At 64.7% G+C, this 19,608-nt stretch carries 22 protein-coding genes and 1 tRNA gene; 12 read left to right on the top strand and 11 right to left on the bottom strand.

Annotation, left to right across the window (positions count from 1 at the left end):
- Positions 1-75 precede the first annotated feature (75 nt).
- Both NOV72_RS16150 and NOV72_RS16145 read left to right on the top strand, forming a co-directional pair.
- On the top strand, positions 76-417 hold the full coding sequence (locus tag NOV72_RS16150) for a BON domain-containing protein (RefSeq protein ID WP_106855605.1): 342 nt from the start codon (positions 76-78) through the stop codon (positions 415-417).
- 323 nt (positions 418-740) lie between these two features.
- Positions 741-962, top strand: a complete 222-nt coding sequence (locus tag NOV72_RS16145; RefSeq protein WP_106855604.1) for a hypothetical protein — start codon at positions 741-743, stop codon at positions 960-962.
- Between the two features lie 76 nt (positions 963-1,038).
- Here the strand turns inward: NOV72_RS16145 and NOV72_RS16140 are convergent, their stop codons facing one another.
- On the bottom strand, positions 1,039-1,491 hold the full coding sequence (locus NOV72_RS16140) for a PA2169 family four-helix-bundle protein (RefSeq protein ID WP_106855603.1): 453 nt from the start codon (positions 1,489-1,491) through the stop codon (positions 1,039-1,041).
- Between the two features lie 184 nt (positions 1,492-1,675).
- Between NOV72_RS16140 and NOV72_RS16135 the strand changes: the two genes are divergently transcribed.
- Positions 1,676-1,921, top strand: coding sequence for a hypothetical protein (locus NOV72_RS16135; protein ID WP_106855602.1), 246 nt, complete (start codon positions 1,676-1,678; stop codon positions 1,919-1,921).
- A 60-nt stretch (positions 1,922-1,981) separates the two neighbouring features.
- Here NOV72_RS16135 and NOV72_RS16130 read toward each other — a convergent pair whose 3' ends face one another.
- The 6 genes from NOV72_RS16130 to NOV72_RS16105 all read right to left on the bottom strand — a co-directional run bounded on the left by NOV72_RS16130 (position 1,982) and on the right by NOV72_RS16105 (position 6,138).
- Complete coding sequence (locus NOV72_RS16130) at positions 1,982-2,554, bottom strand: glycine zipper domain-containing protein (protein ID WP_106855601.1); 573 nt, start codon at positions 2,552-2,554, stop codon at positions 1,982-1,984.
- A 51-nt stretch (positions 2,555-2,605) separates the two neighbouring features.
- Positions 2,606-2,968, bottom strand: a complete 363-nt coding sequence (locus NOV72_RS16125; RefSeq protein ID WP_342753404.1) for a DUF1488 family protein — start codon at positions 2,966-2,968, stop codon at positions 2,606-2,608.
- Complete coding sequence (locus tag NOV72_RS16120; protein WP_245933066.1) at positions 2,965-3,504, bottom strand: DUF4142 domain-containing protein; 540 nt, start codon at positions 3,502-3,504, stop codon at positions 2,965-2,967. Before NOV72_RS16120 ends, NOV72_RS16125 begins: the two co-directional genes overlap by 4 nt.
- A 23-nt stretch (positions 3,505-3,527) precedes the next feature.
- A complete protein-coding gene (locus tag NOV72_RS16115) occupies positions 3,528-4,079 on the bottom strand; it encodes a type 1 glutamine amidotransferase domain-containing protein (protein ID WP_106855598.1) in 552 nt (183 codons plus the stop codon).
- 91 nt (positions 4,080-4,170) lie between these two features.
- Positions 4,171-5,538 carry an MFS transporter gene (locus NOV72_RS16110; RefSeq protein WP_106855597.1) on the bottom strand — a complete coding sequence of 456 codons (1,368 nt, stop codon included), beginning with the start codon at positions 5,536-5,538 and terminating at the stop codon, positions 4,171-4,173.
- A gap of 96 nt (positions 5,539-5,634) precedes the next feature.
- A complete protein-coding gene (locus NOV72_RS16105) occupies positions 5,635-6,138 on the bottom strand; it encodes a YbhB/YbcL family Raf kinase inhibitor-like protein (protein WP_106855596.1) in 504 nt (167 codons plus the stop codon).
- A 246-nt stretch (positions 6,139-6,384) separates the two neighbouring features.
- Here NOV72_RS16105 and NOV72_RS16100 point away from each other — a divergent pair, with 246 nt between their 5' ends.
- Positions 6,385-7,863: a sensor domain-containing diguanylate cyclase gene (locus NOV72_RS16100; RefSeq protein ID WP_106855736.1), complete on the top strand. Its 1,479-nt coding sequence runs from the start codon at positions 6,385-6,387 to the stop codon at positions 7,861-7,863.
- On the opposite strand, the gene NOV72_RS16095 is transcribed toward NOV72_RS16100, so the two are convergent.
- On the bottom strand, positions 7,864-8,259 hold the full coding sequence (locus NOV72_RS16095; RefSeq protein ID WP_245933065.1) for a hypothetical protein: 396 nt from the start codon (positions 8,257-8,259) through the stop codon (positions 7,864-7,866).
- A gap of 130 nt (positions 8,260-8,389) precedes the next feature.
- Between NOV72_RS16095 and NOV72_RS16090 the strand changes: the two genes are divergently transcribed.
- Complete coding sequence (locus tag NOV72_RS16090) at positions 8,390-9,070, top strand: TetR/AcrR family transcriptional regulator (RefSeq protein ID WP_106855595.1); 681 nt, start codon at positions 8,390-8,392, stop codon at positions 9,068-9,070.
- A 46-nt stretch (positions 9,071-9,116) separates the two neighbouring features.
- Here the strand turns inward: NOV72_RS16090 and NOV72_RS16085 are convergent, their stop codons facing one another.
- Positions 9,117-9,974: a shikimate dehydrogenase gene (locus tag NOV72_RS16085; protein WP_106855594.1), complete on the bottom strand. Its 858-nt coding sequence runs from the start codon at positions 9,972-9,974 to the stop codon at positions 9,117-9,119.
- A 250-nt stretch (positions 9,975-10,224) separates the two neighbouring features.
- Here NOV72_RS16085 and NOV72_RS16080 point away from each other — a divergent pair, with 250 nt between their 5' ends.
- On the top strand, positions 10,225-12,120 hold the full coding sequence (locus tag NOV72_RS16080) for a bifunctional sugar phosphate isomerase/epimerase/4-hydroxyphenylpyruvate dioxygenase family protein (protein WP_106855734.1): 1,896 nt from the start codon (positions 10,225-10,227) through the stop codon (positions 12,118-12,120).
- 6 nt (positions 12,121-12,126) lie between these two features.
- Here the strand turns inward: NOV72_RS16080 and NOV72_RS16075 are convergent, their stop codons facing one another.
- Complete coding sequence (locus NOV72_RS16075) at positions 12,127-12,444, bottom strand: hypothetical protein (RefSeq protein WP_106855593.1); 318 nt, start codon at positions 12,442-12,444, stop codon at positions 12,127-12,129.
- A 139-nt stretch (positions 12,445-12,583) separates the two neighbouring features.
- Here NOV72_RS16075 and NOV72_RS16070 point away from each other — a divergent pair.
- From NOV72_RS16070 to NOV72_RS16060, 3 genes are all read left to right on the top strand, one after another.
- Positions 12,584-12,658: transfer RNA gene (locus NOV72_RS16070), tRNA-Arg, on the top strand.
- A 118-nt stretch (positions 12,659-12,776) separates the two neighbouring features.
- Complete coding sequence (locus NOV72_RS16065; RefSeq protein WP_106855592.1) at positions 12,777-13,574, top strand: bestrophin-like domain; 798 nt, start codon at positions 12,777-12,779, stop codon at positions 13,572-13,574.
- Positions 13,574-14,311: a class I SAM-dependent methyltransferase gene (locus NOV72_RS16060; protein ID WP_106855591.1), complete on the top strand. Its 738-nt coding sequence runs from the start codon at positions 13,574-13,576 to the stop codon at positions 14,309-14,311. The genes NOV72_RS16065 and NOV72_RS16060 overlap by 1 nt, the downstream gene beginning before the upstream one ends.
- A gap of 39 nt (positions 14,312-14,350) precedes the next feature.
- Here NOV72_RS16060 and NOV72_RS16055 read toward each other — a convergent pair whose 3' ends face one another.
- The gene (locus tag NOV72_RS16055) at positions 14,351-14,533 is read right to left on the bottom strand and encodes a rubredoxin (RefSeq protein WP_106855590.1); all 183 of its coding nucleotides are present in this window, start codon (positions 14,531-14,533) and stop codon (positions 14,351-14,353) included.
- Positions 14,534-14,765: 232 nt separating this feature from the next.
- Between NOV72_RS16055 and NOV72_RS16050 the strand changes: the two genes are divergently transcribed.
- The 3 genes from NOV72_RS16050 to NOV72_RS16040 all read left to right on the top strand — a co-directional run bounded on the left by NOV72_RS16050 (position 14,766) and on the right by NOV72_RS16040 (position 19,592).
- Positions 14,766-15,173 (top strand): DUF4399 domain-containing protein, encoded by a 408-nt coding sequence (locus NOV72_RS16050; protein WP_106855589.1) that lies wholly within the window; start codon positions 14,766-14,768, stop codon positions 15,171-15,173.
- A 201-nt stretch (positions 15,174-15,374) separates the two neighbouring features.
- The gene (locus NOV72_RS16045; RefSeq protein WP_106855588.1) at positions 15,375-17,309 is read left to right on the top strand and encodes an ATP-binding cassette domain-containing protein; all 1,935 of its coding nucleotides are present in this window, start codon (positions 15,375-15,377) and stop codon (positions 17,307-17,309) included.
- A 303-nt stretch (positions 17,310-17,612) separates the two neighbouring features.
- Positions 17,613-19,592, top strand: coding sequence for a DNA topoisomerase IV subunit B (locus NOV72_RS16040; RefSeq protein ID WP_106855733.1), 1,980 nt, complete (start codon positions 17,613-17,615; stop codon positions 19,590-19,592).
- Positions 19,593-19,608: the final 16 nt, after the last annotated feature.

Raw genomic sequence — 19,608 nt, 5'->3', positions numbered from 1 at the left:
GTGATCGAAGAGCCGCCTCGCATATGAAAGGCGAACGGGGCGCCAGACCAAAATCGAAAAAATGGGAGTATTGCCATGAAGACGACTCAAATCCTGAAAGCAGCCGGCGGTATCGCGTGTGTCGTGTTCGCGCTCAACGTCGGCGCGCAAACCAATGCAGCCTCGTCGACGAGCGGTGCCGACACGTCGATGGGCCAGAAGGTCGACGACAGCGCCATCACCACCAAGGTCAAGGCCGAGCTGCTCGGCGCGAAGAACGTCAAGTCCACGCACATCCACGTGAAGACGCGCGCGGGCGTGGTGTCGCTGACGGGCACGGTGCCGTCGGCGGAAGACAAGACCGCCGCCGAAGAGACCGTCTCGAACGTCTCGGGTGTTGCATCCGTGAAGAACCATCTTAAAATTGCCGCCAAGTAATGGCATAGTGCGTATGCCCGGCTTCGCCACGGCGGGCCGCGGTTGAGTGCCAGCAGCACCGGAACCCGCGCGGGGTTCGACGATTCGCCATATGGGGCGATGAATCGGGCGAAGCGCGGGTTCTCGCATGGAGGCATGGGCTTCGCGTCGCATCGCCCGATGCTTCAGTCGCACATTCACGCATGACGCTTCACGCAGTGCGCATCACCTCGCAGCACTTCGAAACTTAAAAACGAGTACGGCCGTCCAGGACGTCACTCACACAGGCGGCTCTCGAACGCGCAGTAGCCCGGCGTTCAGAGGCCCCGGCAAAGGAGCTCTTCATGAAGACGAAAAAGATGGCATTGATCGGCGCGCTCGCGCTGGCATTCTCGACGACGGCATTCGCGCAGGCAGCCTCCGATGCGGCCGCCACGGAACCGATGGCGAAGAAGCAGAAGGGCACCAATCTGCATCAGCAGAACAAGGCGCACAAGCTGAAGGGCGCGTCGGCAGCGGCGGCGGCTTCGGCGCTCGGCACCAACGACAAGGGCCAGCCGCAGTAACGCGCGTCACGCTTTCGCTGGACGAACAAACGGCCGCATCGCGCGGCCGTTTGTTTTGCGCGGTTACGTCATCGCCTTAGGACTTCGCGGCGGCGAATTGATCGCGCAGATCGCGGATGCGGTCGTGATTTTCCAGCACGCCCTGATACTGCCGCTCGACGACCGCACGGATATCGGCGGGCAGATCCTTATCGAGCGCCTCGCGATAGTTCTTCTTCGCGGCATCCTCGCCACGCTCGCATTCGGCGAGAATCGCGTGGTCGCTGTGGCCGCTCACGGCCGACTTCACATCGACCCAGCCGCGATGCAGCGCACCGGCCATCGAGCCGCCGGTTTCGGGCTTGCCGCCCAGCCGCGCGACCACGTCCTGCAACTCGCGCGCGCCTTCCGCGCACTTTTGCGCGCGGTTCTGAAACAGCAGCTTGAGGCTCGGATCGCGCGTATCCTCGGCGGCCTTGAGAAAACCCTTTTCCCCGTCCTTCGAGGTTTCGACGAGATCGTTGAGTACCGATACGACGTTCGTGCTCATGTAACACCTCCTTTTAGTTTCGAGATTGCCACTGCGCAGCCTCCCTGCGGGATGCGGCTCGCCGATTCATTGCGCACGCGGCGTGCCCGCGTCGCGCGCGGCGGGGCATGTGACTTGCTGTCGATGCTGCATTACAGCGCGCATCCGATTCGAGACGCGCCTGTCACGGCAACAGGAGAACGCAGTGAAATTGTTCAATCGGCTCGCGCATCGCGAGTTTTTGATAGTCGTGGCGATCGCGGCTTCCGCGCTGACTTTGCCCATCCGTCAGCACGTCACCGAGAGGCAGTCCGCGCAGGCATCCCATGCGGAGTTCGGGCGCCTCTGTGAAGCGCCTGCCGCGAGCGCAGGCAAGGCGCGCGTGCTGCCTGCCGGATGCCGGCTTCGCGCGACCATGCCGGCAAATCGGATGCGCACGCCCTGGGTCTGACACGTCCGGAAAGACGAACGCCCGCACGAAGCGGGCGTTTTCATCGGCACACGGGAGCAATCAGGCGCGCGTATGCGCGAATTCGCCCAGCGGATGCGGCGGCTGCAGCGGATCGAAATCGCTCCAGCGGCCTTGTTTCCAACGTCCGGACGCCCGCTCGATATCCATGCCGCCCGCCTCGCGCAGCGCGGATGCGGCCTGATCCTGCGATTCCGGCGATACGTGCACGGCGACGAGCACGCCCGCATGACGCGCGGGTTCCTCGGCGTGCAAGGCGTCCTGCGGCTTCTTCGTATGCGACATCGCCCCGGCGAGCGATCCCACGTACGCGCCGACACCCGCCGCGATCACCGAGACGAGCAGCGGCGCATGGAACACCGCGAATATCGCCGCGCCCACCACCGCGCCGACGACCGCGCCGATCGTCACGCCCTTGCCGGCGCCTTTGGGCGCGGCGCGCGCGCCCGCGTCGGTGCCGACATCGCCGCCGACCGGATAGCGCGCGTGCTGGCCGCTCGGATTGACGAAGAAGAGCGTCACGTCTTCTTCCACGAAGCCGCGTGCGAAGAGCTTCTGGGCTGCTGTTTCGGCCGCGGGAAAGGTCTGAAATCGGCCCGCAATGATCAATGACATGTTCCCTCCTTGTTGGCTTGGGTGATGTGAGCCGCGTCGCGTTCTATAGATTCAGTCCGGCTCCATGCCGGCGACGCGGAACAATCCGCTTCTCAGCACGGCGGGCTGGCCGCCGTTGTCGTCGAGCACTTCGGCGCATACCGCGCGAATGCGCGCCGTGCCGCGCGTGTAGGCGTCGAGCAGATCGTCCTCGCGCGGCGATTTCGCGCCGAAATGATCCTCGAGCGCTTCGGCGGTGATCGAACACACGACCGGCTCGCCGTCGATGAGCGCGGCGAAGTGAATGGCGAGATCGTCGCCGTCGAAAACGGGGGCTTCGTCTGCAAACGTGATGTGCATGGTCGAGTCCTCATAAGCGGGACGGCAAGCGGATCGGGGCGCGGCTGCGCTTGCGGCGACGGTCGCAATGTTCATGACGCCGCCTTCGTCTTTGCGAGTTGCTGCGCCATCTCGTCGTGATGGCTGATAACCGGCAACGCCTTGGCCGCCGCCGCTTTCAGGGCGGTGTCGTTGCCGCTTTCGCTCTCTTTTTCGAAGAGCGCAACGGCCTTCCGATGCCCGTCCACCGCTACCTTTTCAATATAGGCCTTGTCGAACTCCGCGCCCTGGAGATTTTGCAGGCTGCCGATCACCGACGTATCCGCCGCCGGCGGCGCGGTGATGCCGTGGCGTTTCGCGAGCACGTCCAGATTGCGCGCGAGTTTCGTGTGATCGACGATCATTCGCTGTGCGAATTCCCGCACCTGCCGGTCGCTTGCGTGCGTCAGCGCGAGTTTGCTCGCCGCGATTTCGGTCGCGCCCGCCTCGCCGGCGTCCTGAAGGAACTGCTGATCGCCCGGCGAGAGCCTCGCGCTTGGCGTGGCGCTCGCCGCGCCTTCGGTTTGCGCTTGCACAACCGGCGCAAAGGCGGCGGCGAACGAAAGGGTGAGGGAGATGAGCAATCTCGGCATAGGCCTGGCTCCGGTGCGAATCATCACGCGGCGCGCGCCTTGCCGAGCGCTTCGATCAGCGCCTGGTTGAAGGCGGGCAGATCGTCGGGCTTGCGGCTCGTGATGAGATTGCCGTCGATCTGCACCTCCTGATCGACCCACGTGCCGCCCGCGTTGCGAACGTCGTCCTGCAGGCTCGGCCAGCTCGTCATCGTGCGGCCCGCGACGATGCCCGCCGATATCGGCAGCCAGCCGCCGTGGCAGATCACCGCGATCGGCTTCTTCGCCTGATCGGCTTCCTTCACGAAGCTTTGCGCCTTCGCGTCGAGACGGATCGCGTCGCCGTTCACGACGCCGCCGGGCAACACGAGCGCGTCGTAATCGGCGGCGTTGGCGGCGTCGAAAGTCACATCGACATTCACCTTGTCGCCCTTGTCCACGTGCCTGAAACCCTGAATCTGACCGGGCTTCTGCGATACGACATCCACTTGCGCGCCCGCTTCCTTCAGCGCGCGTTGCGGCTCGACGAGCTCGGCCTGCTCGAAGCCGTCGACGGCGAGAATCGCGACCTTGCAACCGTTGAGGGAAATCGCCATGAACCCACTCCTTTGTTGCTGTTTTCGAACGATCCCGCATGCGCGGAACACTTGTCCGAGACTTCAGCAAAGGCTATGCCCAGAGCGCGGGTCAGGCGGGCTCGACGCTGCGCTTGCCCGTGAGTCGCAGCGCGCTGACGACGGCGGCGGCCGCCGCGAACACCGCCGCGACCGCGATGGCGATCACGGCGCCTTGCTTCGGCGCGACGCCGAAGATCAGCGCGACGAGCGCGGCGCCCAGCGTTTGCCCCGTGAGGCGCGCGGTGCCGAGCATGCCGCTCGCGCCGCCGCTGCGATGACGCGGCGCGGACGCGAGCATCTGACGATTGTTGGGCGACTGAAAAAGCCCGAAGCCGAGCCCGCACACCGCCATCCGCCACGCGATGTCGAGCGCGCCGGGATGCGCGCCGACGCTCGCGAGCAGCACGAGCCCGACGGACAGGATCGCAAGCCCGATGCCGCCGAGCAGTCCCGCGGAATAGCGATCCGCGAGCACGCCCGCGAGCGGCGCGACGAACACGATGACGAGCGGCCAAGGCGTCATCAGAAAGCCGGTTTCGACCTGGCTCATGCCGAAACTGTTTTGCAGCAGGAACGGCAGCGAAACGAACGCGAGCATCTGCGCGCAGAACGAACACACCGAAGCGCCGACCGACAGCGCGAACACCGGAATGCGCAACAGATCGACGGGCAGAAGCGGCGCGCTTTGCGTCAGTTGCCGCTTCACGAAGAAATAGCCGATGACCGCCGTCGCGATGATTTCACCGACGAGATACGGACGATGCTCGCCATGTCCGAAGCCATCGACCGCGACGATCGCGAGACCGAAGAACAGCGCGTTCATGATTGCGCTGATGTAGTCGTAAGGCTGCCGATGTCCCGGCGTGCGCGGCATCGACTTCCAGCCGATCGCGAACGCCACGACGCCGATCGGCACGTTGATCGCGAAGAGCCACGGCCAGTTCGCGACCGAGAGCACGCCCGAGGCGATCGTCGGACCGATCACCGACGAAATGGCCACGACCGTCGCGTTGATGGACACGCCGCGCCCGAGCTGATCCTGCGGATAGATGATGCGCACGAGCGCCGTGTTCACGCTCATGATGCCCGCCGCGCCGAAGCCCTGCACGACGCGCGCGAGGGTAAGCGTGACGAGCGAGCCGGACAGCGCGCACGCGAACGACGACACCGTGAAGAGCGCGAGTCCCGCCATGTACACGCGCCGGTAGCTGATGCGATCGCCGAGCGAGGCGAGCGGCAGGAGCGAGATGGTGATGGTGAGCTGATACGCGTTGACGACCCAGACGGAAGCGGAGGGCGAGGCGTTCAGATTGCGCGCGATGGTCGGCAGCGCGACATTGGCGATGGCGCCGTCGAGCACCGCGAGCGTGATGCCCAGCGCGACGACGGCAATGGCCCAGTATCGCTGGGGCAGCGGCAGACCTTGTTCGGAATCCATCGATGGGCGGGCAGTGGCGAGCGGCGCATTGTATGACGCGCCGTTTTCAAACAGCTTGTGGGAGGCGCGGCCGGACGGTCCGCGCCTCGTCCGCGCTTACTTCAATTCGTAGAGTCCGGTGTAGGTCGCGGAATCGATTTCGTTGAGATGGGTCATGAAGCGCGCCACCGCGTTGGTCACGTTGCCGTCGAGCGGCAGGCTCTCGGCGGAAAGCGCGTGAATGCGGAAGAGATAGCGATGCGGCTTGTCGCCGCGCGGCGGCGCCGCGCCGCCGAAGCCGACCGTGCCGTAGTCGTTGCGCATTTGCAGCGCGCCTTGCGGCAGCAGACTGCCGTCGGCCTTGCCGGCGTTGCGCGGCAGCGAGCGCACGTCGGCCGGAATGTTGACGACGATCCAGTGCCAGAAGCCGCTGCCGGTGGGCGCGTCGGGATCGTAGACGGTGAGCGCGAGACTGCGGGTATCGGCGGGCGGATCTTCCCATTGCAGCGCCGGGGAAATGTTCTCGCCCGCGCCGCCGAAGGCTTGCTGGTCGAATTCCTGTGCGCGCGTCATGAAGCCGTTCGCCGGAAATTCGTCGGACCAGATGCGGAAATCAGCCATGAGAGTCGTGCCTCCTTCTTATAGCGATGTAAATGGCTGCGCTTGCAGCAAACGTGCCCGAGGTGGGATGCGGGACGCGCCCGCAACGAGGGCATGGCCAATCGAGTGTAGCATCCGCCCCCGTTATGCGGCATGAGCGCAAACGGGCGATCCGGCTGAGCAAAATGACGCACGCTACAATAATGAGATGAATTCGGGCATCGACCACGGACCCATTTTGAGCCGGCGCGAGCCGAAAGGATGACCATGCCAAACGACCCGCGCCGCGCTGCCGGTCAATTCACGCCGGCAAGCCTGCCGGAGGACGATGCCGACATGTTCGACCTCGCGCCGGTCTCGCTCTGGCTCGAAGACTTCAGCGCCGTGCGCGAGCAGTTCGAGCGCTGGCGCGCGGCGGGCGTCACCGATCTGCGGGCGTTTCTCACGGAGAATCCCGAACGCATCGCGGAATGCTCGTCGCGCATCCGGGTCGTGAAGGTCAATCGGCGCACGCTCTCTCTGTTCCACGCGAAGGACGCCGATCATCTCGTGCAGAACCTCGATCGCGTGTTTCGCGACGACATGCTCGTCACGCACATCGACGAACTGGAGCAGCTTTGGTCCGGCAAGTCGCGCTTCGTGAGTCAGACGGTCAACTACACGCTCGACGGCAAGCGCCTCGACGTGCTGCTCAAGGCGGTCGTGCTGCCGGGCCACGAGGACACATGGACGCGCGTGCTCGTCACGATCGAGGACATCACCGAACTCGAAGCGATGCGCCGCACGGCCGCCGCGAGCGAGCTCTATGCGCGCGGGCTGTTCGCGCATTCGCCGGTGTCGCTGTGGGTGGAAGACTTCAGTTCCGTGAAGGCGCTGCTGGACGATGTGCGCGAGCGCGGCATCGTCGACTTTCGCACGTTCACGAATGTTCATCCGGAGTTCGTCGAGCGCTGCATGCAGGAGATTCACGTGCTCGACGTGAACCAGCACACGCTGCGGATGTTCGCCGCGCCCGACAAGGCGACGCTGCTCGCGCGCCTGCCCGATGTCTTTCGCGACGACATGCAGCAGCACTTCCAGGAACAGTTGATCGATCTGTGGGACGGCAAGCTCTTCCATCAGCGCGAAGTGCTCAATTATTCGCTCGATGGCAACGAGGTGCATGTGCATCTGCAATTCTCGGTGTTCCCGGGGCACGAGGCGCGCTGGGATCTCGTGCTCGTCGCGCTCACCGACATCACCGCGCGCAAGAAAGCCGAGGCGTATCTGGAATTCCTCGGCAAGCACGACGTGCTCACGAAGCTCAAGAATCGCTCGTTCTATATCGACGAAATCAATCGCCTCGAACGCAAGGGCCCGTTCCCGGTGACGGCGATCGCGGTCGATGTGAATGGCCTGAAGGCCGTCAACGATCAACTCGGGCACGCCGCCGGCGACGCGCTGTTGCGCCGCGCGGGCGAAGTGCTCGGCAAGGCGGTGGAGCGGCCGTTCCACGCGGCGCGTATCGGCGGCGACGAGTTCATGGTGCTCTTGCCCGGCACCGACGAACGCGGCGGCGAAGCGGTGATCGACAGCATTCGCCAGTTGCTCGAAGTGAACAACCAGTTCTACTCGGGCAATCCGCTTTCGTTCGCGATGGGCGCGGCGACCGCGCACGACGGCGAGCGGCTCGAACCGATGCTGCAACGCGCCGACGCCGCGATGTACGCGGAAAAGCGCGCGCACTACGACGGCAAGAGCGCCTGATTACTGCTGCGTGACTTCGTCGATGCCGCGATTGAGCGCCGGGCACGCTTCGCCGATTTCCTTCCGATACTCCGCCGGATTGCTCGTCTTCAGCTTCTCGAAGCGATCGACGGTCGGTTGCGCCTGCGCGAGACCGAGCTTCCATTCGCCGTCGAAATCGGGCGCGTCGGGATAGCTCGTGCGCACGACCTCCCTGAAGCGCGCGACCTTCGCGGCATCGATATGACAGACATCCGCCGCGCCGCGCGCGATGTTGGCGCTCGTCATCACGCTTTCGGCGGCCATCAGTTGCCGCGACGACGGATGGCCGGGCGGCAGCGCGGTCTGCGCCGTCGCGCAGAGACACCATACGCCCAGAATGGAGGGAACGAGGGAGAGCGAACGCTTCGTGCGCATGTGATTTTCGATTTGTCGGCGGGGTGGAAAAATTATAGGTGAAGCCCTCTGAATCGAACGCCTGGTATGGCGAGGATGCGCCGAAAGCGCGTGCTAGAATCGATTTTCAACGCCGTTCTCAGACAGAAAAATGAAGAAAGGAAGCAAGGCCGCTACTGCTGCGCCCTCGTCGACCACGGAGCAAGGGCGGCGCAAGTACGACCCTGAGGAGACCAAGCGGAACATTCTCGACATCGCCACGCAGGAGTTCTCGGCGATGGGCCTCGCAGGCGCGCGCGTCGACGCCATCGCGGAGCGCACCAACACCACGAAGCGCATGCTGTACTACTACTTCGGCAGCAAGGAAGGCTTGTACGAAGCGGTATTGGAGCAGGTCTACAGCGATATCCGCGCGCTCGAACAGGAATTGCAGCTCGCGGAAATGGAGCCGGAGGAAGCGCTGCGCGAATTCATCGGGTTCACGTTCGACTATCACGACAAGCATCGCGATTTCGTGCGTCTCGTGACGATCGAAAACATTCACGGCGCGAAGTACATCGAACTATCGAAAACCTTCAAGACGCGCAATTCGACGGTCGTGAAAACCATCGAAGATCTCATCGCGCGCGGTGTCGAGGCGGGCAAGTTTCGCGACGACGTCGATCCGATCGACCTGCATCTGATGATCAGCTCGTTCTGCTTTCACCGTGTCGCGAACCGGCATACGTGGGGCGCGGCCTTCGGGCGCGATCCGTCGGGCGCGCGCTCGCGGGCGCGTCATCGCGAGATGATCGTCGATGCAGTGTCGCGCTACATGCGGCGCGACAGCTAAACGTTTCTTCGCGCACGGCGCAAAACGGCGACGCTCTCGCGAAGTTTCAACGTTCCAGCAAAGTCTGGAAATGCGCGAACATGCGTTCCGCATCCGGCTCGCGGCCGGTGAAGATGCGCAGCGCATCGACCGCCTGACACACCGCCATGCCGCCGCCGCTCACCGTGCGGCAGCCGAGCGCCTTCGCCGCTTTCAGCAGTTCGGTTTCGAGCGGGAAATAGACGATCTCCGCGACCCACAATTCCTTGTGCAGATACTCCGCCGGCAGCGGCAGGCCGGGCAGCTTCGCCATGCCGGTCGGCGTCGCGTGGATGAGGCCGCTCGCGCTGGCCAGCGTTTTGCGCAGATCGCCACCGCTTTTCACGACGCGATCCGGAAAGCGCGCCGCGAGTTCGGCGGCGAGCGACGCGGCGCGCGTGGCGTCGGAATCGAAGAGCGTGAGTTCGCGCGCGCCGATCGAGAGCGCCGCATGCGCGACGGCCGCGCCCGCGCCGCCCGCGCCGAGCTGCACCACGCGTTCGAGCGGCGCGCCGGGCAGACCGCGCTGGAACGCGCGCGCGAAGCCCGAGCCGTCCGTGTTGTAACCGATACGCTTGCCGTCCTTCAGCACCACCGTGTTCACGGCGCCGAGCGCGCGGGCGTCGGGGTCGAGATCGTCGAGCAACGGGATCACGCTTTGCTTGCACGGATACGTGATGTTCAGGCCGTCGTAGCCCATGCGTTCGGCGGCGTCGAGCAGATCGGGCAGGGCGGACGGCTCCAGCGACAACGCCTGAAGATCGATGCGCCGATACACATAGTTGAGCCCCAGATTGCCGCCTTCCTTTTCGTGCATGGCGGGCGTGAGCGAGCCGGCGATGCCGGAACCGATCAGGCCGATGAGATACGAAGTCTTGTGAGTCATGCGAGCGCTCCGGCATGGATGAGCACTGCATGCTGCAGTGCGGAATTGACTAGACCGCAGTGTGAACGCACGCGCGCGCCTTGTCGGTTCGTGTTTTCACTAATTTGTACGGTCTAGTTAGTTTGTTATTATCTCGCAGAATGACATGGATTGCGCGCGTCCGTCATGCGGACGTCCTACACTGGAAGGCACCGCTCGATCCATCCCGCATTCAGTGAATCGCAACGAGGAGGCAGCGATGCTGCGTTCAATCCGGACTTCCATCGCGACGGTATCCATCAGCGGCACGCTTCCCGAGAAGCTGCGCGCCATCAAGGCGGCCGGCTTCGACGGCGTCGAGATCTTCGAGAACGATCTGCTGTATTTCGACGGCACGCCCGCCGACGTGCGCCGCATGTGCGCGGACCTCGGCCTCGAAATCTATCTGTTCCAGCCGTTCCGCGATTTCGACGGCGTGAGTCCCGAGCGGCTCGCGAAGAATGTCGAGCGCGCGAAGCGCAAGTTCCAACTCATGCACGAGCTCGGCACGGACCGCATACTGGTGTGCAGCAACGTGTCGCCCGACACGATCCGTGACGACGCGCTGCTCGTCGATCAGCTCGGCGTGCTCGCCAAGATCGCCGCGGAGGCGGGCGTGATCGTCGCGTACGAGGCGCTCGCGTGGGGCCGCTACGTGAATTCGTACAAGCACGCGTGGAAGCTCGTCGACGCGGTGAATCATCCGAATCTCGGTCTCGCGCTCGATACGTTCCACACGCTGTCGATCCGCGATTCGGTGGAAGAGATCGCGTCGATTCCGGGCGATCGCATCGCGTTCGTGCAGATCGCCGACGCGCCCGTGCTCGCCATGGACGTGCTCGAATGGAGCCGTCACTATCGCTGCTTTCCGGGGCAGGGCGCGTTCGATGTCGCGGGTTTCACCGCGCGCGTGCTCGAAGCGGGCTACAAGGGCCCGCTGTCGCTCGAAATTTTCAACGATGGCTTTCGCGCCGCGCCGACCGCGATCACGGCGGCGGATGGCCACCGGTCGCTGCGTTTCCTCGAAGAGCAGACGCGCGAACTGATGGGCGACGATGCGCCGCCCGAGCTTTTCAATCCGCCCGCGCCGCCGGAGCACATCGGCTTTCAGTTCCTCGAATTCGCCGTCGACGACACCACGCGCGAGCAGCTCGCGCAATGGCTCGGCCGGCTCGGTTTCAGGCTCGCGGGCAAGCATCGCTCGAAGGATGTCGCGTTGTACCGGCATGGCGCGGGGTCGATCGTGCTCAACGCCGAAGCCGATTCGTTCGCGAGCGCGTTTTTCCAGAAGCACGGTTTGTCGCTGTGCGCGTCGGCGTTTCATGTCGATGACGCGAAGCAGGCGTTCGAGCGCGCCGCCGCGTATGGCTCGGCGCCGTTCTCCGGGCAAGTCGGTCCGAACGAGCGCGTGGTGCCGGGCGTGCAGTCGCCGGACGGCAGTCTCGACTATTTCGTCGACGAAGCGCCCGGCGGCCCGACGCTGTGGGAGTCCGACTTCAACCTGACCGATATCGACGGACCGTACGAAGTAGGGCCGCTCTCGCGCATCGATCACGTGTGCCTGTCGCTGCCCGCCGACGCGCTCGACACGTGGGTGCTCTTCTTCCGCAGCGCGTTCGGCTTCGAGACCGAGCCCGCCGTGCTCGTGCCCGATCCGTACGGCCTCGTGCGCAGCCGCGCGGTGCGAAGCCGCGACGGCTCGGTGCGCATCGCGCTGAACGCGTCGGTCGACCGGTACACGGCGGTGTCGGAGTCGCTATCGACGTATCGCGGCTCGGGCCTGAATCACGTCGCGTTCAGCACGCCGGATATCTTCGACGCGATTCCGCGCCTCGAAGCCGATGGCGTCAAATTTCTGCGTATTCCGGGCAACTACTACGACGACCTCGTCGCGCGCTTCGGCCTGCCCGACGAGCAAATCGACGCGATGCGCGAGCACAACATCCTCTACGACCGCGACGAGCGCGGCGGCGAGTTCTTTCACGCCTACACGGAGCAGCTCGACCAGCGCTTCTTCCTCGAAGTGATCGAGCGGCGCGGCGGCTACGACGGCTACGGCGCGGCCAACGCGGCGGTGCGGCTCGCGGCGCACGCGCAACAGCAGCAGCGCGCGCGTCAGACGGCGTGAAGACGTTCAGGCGCTCTGCGCTCTTGCGGCGGCGGCCGCCTGCTCGCGTTCGCGTCTGAGTTCTTCATCGCGGGCACGCCCGGCCGCCTCGAACGCGTCGATATGCAGATACAGCCGATGCACGGTCTGAATCTGCGTGTGAGAGAGATGTGACTGACGCATGATGGATGCAAGCCGCTCGCGCCAGTACGAAGGCGGCAGCAACGGTCCGCCGAGATCGCACGCCAATGAGCGACGCAGCACCAGTTCGAGGTGCGTCAGGTCCTGATCTGCCAGCAACGCCGAGAACGCGCCCTGCGGCTTGATGTCGGGTAATGGGTCCATTACTCCGATGGCGGCGCGATTGAGCGGAACTTGATAGGTGCAAACCCTAGGTTTCGACGATTTTTACGATACGCGGCGCACGACAGCGTTTGCTATACTCTGCGCTCGCCTGGCTGTGCTGTCGGCCACGCGCGGTCCGCTCCCCGTAGTTCAATGGATAGAACGAGTGCCTCCTAAGCGCTAGATGCAGGTTCGATTCCTGCCGGGGGGACCAGAATCCCACATGCCGCGTTCGCGGCGTTCTTCTTTCTGCCTCCGTCGCCGTTGTACCGCGAACCCTTTCCCGCCGATAATGCGACCACTCCGGTCACGCCATCACGGCTCGCGCGCTCATGACGGAAATCCAGTCCGCGGTGCTCGTCTTCATTCTTCTGCTCTCCAGCACGGGCCTGGGCGCGATCGTGCGGCCGCTCCTGCCCGAAGAGCACAAGGCGCAGGAGACGGTGCAACTGGTCCAGTTGCTCGTCGGCATGCTGGTCACGTTCGCGGCGCTCGTGCTCGGTCTTCTGACCGCATCGGCGAAAACGATCTTCGACACCACGAACAGCGACATGCGCAGCTACGCGACCTCGATCATCGAACTCGATCGCGCCATGCGCGATTACGGCGCCGATCTCGATCACGCGCGCGAACTCCTGCGCTCGTACACGGCGGCGGCGGTCGCGAGCACGTGGCCCAACGAGCCGCGCCCGCCCGGCAAATATCCGGACGTCGAGCCGTCGACGAACAACGAAAGCCTCGCGAGCAACACGCTCGGCGCGATCTTGAGTAAGGCGCAGCGCGATGTGCGGATGCTCCGTCCGTACGACGACTATCATCGCCAGCTTGCCGCCGAAGCCGCCGCGCGCTTCGAGCAAGTCATCGCGCTGCGCTGGAAGCTGGTGGAGGAGGCGCACGGATCGATTTCGTATCCGTTCGACCGGATTCTGGTCGGCTGGCTGCTCATCATCTTTCTGTGCTTCGGGCTGATCGCGCCGCGCAACGCGCTTTCGCTCGTGACGATCATGCTCGGCGCGCTGTCGATCGCCTCGGCGGTGCTCGTGATCCTCGATCTCGATACGCCGTTCACCGGCCCGATCATGATCGGCAGCCAGCCGATGCGCGACGCGCTCGCGTACCAGAGCCGCTGATGCTCTACGACGATCCGCGCCTCGTCGCGCTATACGACGTCCTCAATCCGTTCGCGTCCGATACCGCGTTTTATCTCGCGCTGGCCGAATCGGCGGGACATGTCGTCGATCTGGGCTGCGGCACGGGCCTCTTCGCCTGCGAACTCGCGAAGCGCGGGCATCGTGTGACGGGCATCGATCCGTCGGCGGAAATGCTGCGTATCGCGCGAGCGCGTCGCGAATGCGGGAACGTGACGTGGATCGAAGGCGACGCGGCCGCGCTGCCGTTCGTCGGCGCGGCGGATCTGCTCGTGATGACAGGCCACGTCGCGCAAGTGTTTCTCGACGATGCCGCGTTCCTCGCGACGCTCAAAGCCGCACGCCGCGCAATCCGGCCGGGCGGCGCGATCGCGTTCGAAAGCCGTCATCCGGCGGCGCGGGCGTGGGAAAACTGGACGCGCGAGCGCTCGTCGAGACGCATTGACGCGCCCGACGGATGCACGGTGGAAGTGTGGCAGGAGCGGCACGCGCAACCCGATCCGCTAACATCAGGCCGCGCCGCATTCACGACGCATTACCGCTTCCTGTCGACGCCGGAGGAGACATCGAGCGCCGCGAGCGAGTTGCGCTTTCGCACGCTCGACGAACTCGCGCGCCTGCTGGCCGATGCGGGATTCGCGCGCATCGACTGGTATGGAGACTGGAATCGCGCGCCGGTGGATGAAACGAGCCGCGAGTTGATCGCGGTGGCGCGGTGAAATGCAACGATGCTGCCGCCTGAGAAGCGGCAGCCCGCTTCAGAACTCGACGACGACGAAATCGGCCTTGCCCACGTCGCACAGCGGGCAGCGCCAGTCGGCGGGGATATCGTCGAAACGGGTGCCGGCGGGAACGCCTTCGTCCGGCAGACCTTCTGCCTCGTTGTAGATCCAGCCGCAAATCAGGCAGACCCAGCTCTTGAATTCGATGACTTCGCTCACGACAGACTCTTGATTCGAAAGAAATAAACGGACCGCGTGCGCTCGAAGACGACGCGCGGCGCGGCGACCCGGCATCTTACAGGAATCGGCGCGATCGTCCCGGTGAACCGGAAAACGCGTCGCGCCGCCCGCAATGGTCCCGATTACGCCGATCCGAAAGCCCGGTGTATGCTTTTTGGGTCTCCGGCGCCGCTCTCGCGCCAGCGACCGGTTTCACAACTTGGAGAAAGCGATGAACAAAAAGGTCTTGGGTGCGATGCTGACGGGCGCGATCCTACTCACGCAATACGCCGGCGCGGCGCATGCGCAGGCGCGCGTCTATTTCATCGAACCGAAGGATGGCGCGACCGTCACGAGCCCCGTGCACGTGAGGTTCGGCGTAGACGGCATGTCGGTCGCGCCGGCGGGCACGATGACCGACGGCACCGGCCATCACCATCTGCTGATCGACGGCAAGCCGCTGCCCAAAGGCGACGTGATTCCGGCGAACGACACGTCGCTGCACTTCGGCAAGGGCCAGACCGAAGCCGATGTGAAGCTGCCGCCCGGCGATCACACGCTGACGATGCAGTTCGGCGACGGCGCGCACCGTTCCTACGGGCCGGAAATGAGCCAGACGATCAAGGTGCACGTGAAGTAACGCCCTTTTCGGCGCGAGACGAAGGAAAGCCGCTGCGGAGCGAATCCGGGCGGCTTTTTCGTATTTCGGGGCCGCATGCCTCATCCTTTCGGCCTAAGCCGCGTGCGCCGTGCGTCGGCGTGCGCGGCGCCCGGTACAATGGCCGCTTCCATCGGCTGTCGTGTTCGTCGCCGGTTCTTCGCCATTCATCCGGTTTTCCCCATGTCGCTTTATTCCATTTCGGACGCGCAGCTCGCGTTCGGCCACGTCGCATTGCTCGACCACGCCGACTTCTCGCTCGAAGCGGGCGAGCGTGTCGGGCTGATCGGCCGCAACGGCGCGGGCAAGTCGTCGCTCCTCAAGATCGTCGCGGGGCTCGCCGCGCCCGATGACGGCCTCGTCACGCGTCAGAGCGAGCTTACGACCGTCTACGTGCCGCAGGAGCCCGAGTTCGATCTCGACGCCTCCGTGTTCGACGTCGTCGCCTCGGGTCTCACCGACGCGCGCGCATTGCTCGACGAGTACGACGCCGTCGCGCACGCGCTCGCCGACACGCCCGAAGGCGCGCAACACGACACGCTGCTCGCGCGCATGAACGCGCTGCAATCGGCGCTCGACATGCGCGATGCGTGGAACTGGCGCACACGCGTCGCGACGACGCTCGCGCAGATCGGCCTCGACGGCGACGCGCGCGCGGGCGACCTGTCCGGCGGCATGAAAAAGCGCGTGGCGCTGGCGCGCGCGCTCGTCGTTCAGCCCGACGTGCTTTTGCTCGACGAGCCGACCAACCATCTCGACTTCGACGGCATTCGCTGGCTGGAAGAATTGCTCGTCACGTTGCGCACGGGCCTGCTTTTCATCACGCACGATCGCGCGTTTCTCGATCGCGTGGCAACGCGCATCGTCGAGCTGGATCGCGGGCGCCTGCTGTCGTATCCGGGCAACTTCAGCGCCTATCAGACGCGCAAGGCGCAGCAACTCGAAGTCGAAAAAATCGAGCAGGAGAAGTTCGACAAACTGCTCGCGCAAGAAGAAGTGTGGATTCGCAAAGGCGTCGAGGCGCGGCGCACGCGCAGCGTCGGACGTATCGCGCGGCTCGTCGAAATGCGCAACGAGCGCGCCGAGCGCCGCAACGTGCAAGGCAATGTCAGGCTCGATGTCGGGCAGGGCGAGAAGTCCGGCAAGATCGTCGCCGAACTGACCGACGTGACGAAGCGCTACGGCGCGCGCACGATCGTCGACCGCTTCACGGCCACCGTGATGCGCGGCGACAAGATCGGTCTCGTCGGTCCGAACGGCGCGGGCAAGACCACCTTGCTGAAACTCATGCTCGGCGAACTGCAGCCCGACGAAGGCCGCGTGCGCATCGGCACCAACATTCAGGTCGCGTATTTCGATCAGATGCGCGCGCAACTCGATCTCGACAAATCGCTCGCCGACACCATCAGCCCCGGCAGCGAATGGGTCGAAGTGAACGGCGTGAAGAAGCACGTGATGAGCTATCTCGGCGACTTCCTGTTCGCGCCGGAACGCGCGCGTTCGCCGGTGCGGTCGCTGTCGGGCGGCGAGCGCAATCGCCTGCTGCTCGCGCGGCTGTTCGCACGGCCCGCGAACGTGCTCGTGCTCGACGAGCCGACCAACGACCTCGACATTCCCACGCTCGAACTGCTCGAAGAACTGCTCGCGGATTACGACGGCACCGTGTTGCTCGTGAGCCACGACCGCGCGTTTCTCGACAACGTCGTGACGTCGGTGTTCGCCGCGGAGGGCGGTGGGTTGTGGCGCGAGTATGTCGGCGGCTTCTCCGACTGGCAGATTCAGCGCGAACGTTCGGAGCGTATCGCGGAAGAAGCGGCGCGTCAGACCGCGAAAGAAGCGCCGAAGGACGACGCGCCGAAGGAAAGCGCGGCGGGCCGCAACGCGCAGCGCACGGTGAAGCTTTCGTTCAAGGAACAGCGCGAACTGGAAGCGCTGCCGGGACGTATCGCCGAACTGGAGAACGAGCAGAAGACGATCGGCGCGCAGCTCGAAGACGGCTCGATCTTCGCGAAGGACGCGAAGGAAGGCGCGCGTCTGTCGGAGCGTCACGCGGCGATCGAAGAGGAATTGCTCGTCGCGCTCGAGCGCTGGGAAGAGCTGGAAGCGAAGCGCAAGTAAGGGCGCGCGCGGGCCGTGCGTGTGTCGAACGCGTGAACGCGAGCGCAGCGCGTTTTATCGTTCCGAGGTGGGCGCGGCGGGCGAAAACCGCTATTCTCCTAGCGCGGCTCGGATCGGCGGGCGGTTTTCCGCCTCGCGCACAGGCATCCGGCCAGGCACAACATCAGGCATTTGCCGGCAGATCGGGCGTCACGTTGTGGCATTTCCCGCGCGTACGCTCGAGAGCCGGATCAACGTTCAACTATGTCCACGAAAAAATCCAGCGCAATGGCGGCAGGCGCCGAACGAGGCAAACGCCTCGTCATGAACGCCAAGGCAGCCGGCTACAGCGAAGCATCGATCAAGGTGCTCAAGGGCCTGGAGCCGGTCAAGCAGCGGCCCGGCATGTACACGCGGACCGAGAATCCGCTGCACATCATTCAGGAAGTGATCGACAACGCGTCCGACGAAGCGCTCGGCGGCTACGGCAAGCAAATCACGGTCACGCTGCACAATGACAACTCCGTGTCCGTCGAGGACGATGGCCGCGGCATTCCGTTCGGCCTGCATCCGGAAGAGGGCGTGCCGGTCGTCGAGATCGTGTTCACGCGGCTGCATGCGGGCGGCAAGTTCGATAAAGCGGCGGGCGGCGCCTATACGTTCTCGGGCGGTCTGCACGGCGTCGGCGTCTCGGTGACGAACGCGCTCGCGACGCGCCTCGAAGTCACGGTCTGGCGCGACAACAAGGTCGCGCAACTCGCGTTTTCCAACGGCGACGTCATCGAGGAACTCGCAACGCGCGCCGCCGAGCGCGGCGCCAAGAAAACCGGCACACGCGTGCGCGCATGGCCCAATCCGAAGTACTTCGATTCGGCGAATCTGCCGATCGGCGAATTGCAGCGTCTCTTGCGCTCGAAGGCCGTGCTGCTGCCGGGCGTCGAAGTGGTGCTCGTCATCGAGAAGACGGGCGAGCGTCAGACGTGGAAGTACGAAGACGGCTTGCGCGGCTATCTGCTCGAAGGCATGGGCGGCAGCGACCTGCTGATTCCTCTCCTCGAAGGCGAGCGCTATGCGGAAAGCTCGAAGAACACCGAGGAAACCTTCGCGGAAGGCGAGGGCGCGTCGTGGGTCGTCGCGTGGAGCGAGGAAGGGCCGCTCTTGCGCGAATCGTATGTGAACCTCATTCCCACGCCGGCGGGCGGCACGCACGAATCCGGCCTGCGCGACGGCTTGTTTCAGGCGGTGAAGAACTTCGTCGAGATCCACAATCTGCAGCCGAAGGGCGTGAAGCTGCTCGCGGAAGACGTGTTCGCGCGCGTGTCGTTCGTGCTGTCGGCGAAGGTGCTCGATCCGCAATTCCAAGGGCAGATCAAGGAACGTCTCAATAGCCGCGACGCGGTGAAGCTCGTGTCGTCGTTCTCGCGTCCCGCGCTGGAGTTGTGGCTGAATCAGCACGTCGAATACGGCAAGAAGCTCGCGGAACTCGTGATCCGTCAGGCGCAGGCCCGCACGCGCGCCGGCCAGAAGATCGAGAAGAAGAAGAGTTCGGGCGTCGCCGTGCTGCCCGGCAAGCTCACCGATTGCGAATCGACGGACATCGCGCGCAACGAGCTCTTCCTCGTCGAGGGCGACTCGGCGGGCGGCTCCGCGAAGATGGGCCGCGACAAGGAGTTTCAGGCGATTCTCCCGTTGCGCGGCAAAGTGCTGAACACGTGGGAAACGGAACGCGACCGGCTCTTCGCGAACAACGAAGTGCATGACATCGCGGTGGCGATCGGCGTCGATCCGCACGGGCCCGACGATCAGATCGATCTGTCGAATCTGCGCTACGGCAAGATCTGCATCCTGTCGGACGCGGACGTCGACGGCGCGCACATTCAGGTGCTGCTGCTCACGCTCTTCTTCAAGCATTTCCCGCAACTGATCGAGCGCGGCCACGTGTGCGTCGCGCGTCCGCCGCTCTTTCGCGTCGACGCGCCCGCGCGCGGCAAGAAGCCCGCGCAGAAGCTCTACGCGCTCGACGAGGGCGAGCTCGAAGCCATCCTCGACAAGCTGCGCAAGGACGGCGTGCGGGAAACCGCATGGACCATCAGCCGCTTCAAGGGTCTTGGCGAAATGAGCGCGGAACAGCTCTGGGACACGACGATGAACCCCGACACGCGCCGTCTCCTGCCGGTCGGCCTCGGCGATCTCGGCTTCGATCTCACCGTGTCGCGCATGACGATGCTCATGGGCAAGGGCGAAGCGGCATCGCGTCGAAGCTGGCTCGAAGAAAAGGGCAACGAAGTCGAAGCGGACATCTGAGTCGACTCAAGCAACG

This window comes from Caballeronia novacaledonica (genome assembly GCF_900258035.1).
Classification (GTDB): domain Bacteria; phylum Pseudomonadota; class Gammaproteobacteria; order Burkholderiales; family Burkholderiaceae; genus Caballeronia; species Caballeronia novacaledonica.
The sequence above is the reverse complement of the archived record's forward strand: the minus strand, read 5'-3'. Positions and strand labels throughout refer to the sequence as shown.